This window comes from Phytoactinopolyspora endophytica (assembly GCF_004138495.1).
Taxonomy (GTDB): domain Bacteria; phylum Actinomycetota; class Actinomycetes; order Jiangellales; family Jiangellaceae; genus Phytoactinopolyspora; species Phytoactinopolyspora endophytica.
On the sequence record NZ_ML142851.1, the window covers coordinates 96,451 to 97,520 of the forward strand.

2 protein-coding genes are annotated in these 1,070 nt (G+C 65.0%); one reads left to right on the top strand and one right to left on the bottom strand.

Annotated features, from left to right (window positions below):
- Positions 1-655: PadR family transcriptional regulator (locus tag ELR45_RS06355; RefSeq protein ID WP_165367531.1), on the bottom strand; the 655-nt coding region annotated here is incomplete at its 3' end.
- Between the two features lie 185 nt (positions 656-840).
- Here ELR45_RS06355 and ELR45_RS34715 point away from each other — a divergent pair.
- On the top strand, positions 841-1,070 hold a 230-nt coding region (locus ELR45_RS34715), incomplete at its 3' end, for a hypothetical protein (RefSeq protein WP_165367532.1).

The window sequence follows — 1,070 nt, forward strand, 5'->3', positions numbered from 1 at the left end:
TGGGCTCGTCCGGCGTGGAGCCGGTAGAGCCCAGGCGGGGCCGACTGCCCCGCGGGTGATCATCTTGTGGCATGTTGGTGCGCTGTTCGGCGCTGATGAGCCCGTCCAGCCACCTGACCTCACGTTCAACCGACTCCAGCCCATGGCGTTGAAGCTCGAGCGTGTAGGCGTCGAGCCGTTCCCGCGTCCGGGACAGCGCCGAGCGGAACTGCTCGAGCCGTTCCTGCAGACGGGAGCGGCGGCCAACCAGAATCCGCATGCGGGTTTCGGCGTCGGCCCGGCCGAAGAAGGCGAAGTGGACGCCGAACTGTTCGTCGTCCCAGGACGACGGCCCCGCTTCATTGAGGAGCTCGGCAAAGCGTTCTTTGCCGTCCGGCGTGAGTTTGTAGACGATCCGTCCTCGACGGCTGGCGCGTGACGTCGTTGCCTCGTCAACGGCTTCGTCCTCGGTCAGGTGACCGCGACGCACCATTTCCTTGAGGGCGGGGTAGAGCGTGCCGTACGAGAACGCGCGCCCCCAGCCAAGCAGCGAGTTCACCCGTTTGCGCAGTTCGTAGCCGTGCATCGGCGCATCATGGAGCAGGCCGAGGATGGCCAGCTCCAACGCTTCGGCACGTTTCCCCACGAGTGCGCTCCCTGTGAACGGTGACGTCATGATGTATCGAACGGATACATCGCTACTATATCTCGAGTTGCAACGTTTTGGATTTCCATACGTTGCTCCGCCCGGCAAGATCCACAAAATGACGGCGAGAGTCGTAGGCTCTGCCTTGGTCCGAAGGCCGCAACGGCGCGGCAAGGCGACCCCCCGAACCCCCAATGCGAGGCACCGGATCGACAGTGGCACCCGAAGGACACAGACCTCATAGTGGTCATGCGGAGTCGCCGCGGCGGCGCTACGCGGCGAGCGGCAACGGAAGTCGAAGCAAGGGCGCCCGGGCCAAGGGCGCCGGCCGGAGCAAGCCGCGCTGGCGGAAGTTCTTCGGCATCAAGGCGTTCTCCCTGTATTTCCTCGGGTTCGCCCTCCTCGGCGTGCTCGGCATCGGAATCGTCTACGCGATGACGGACGT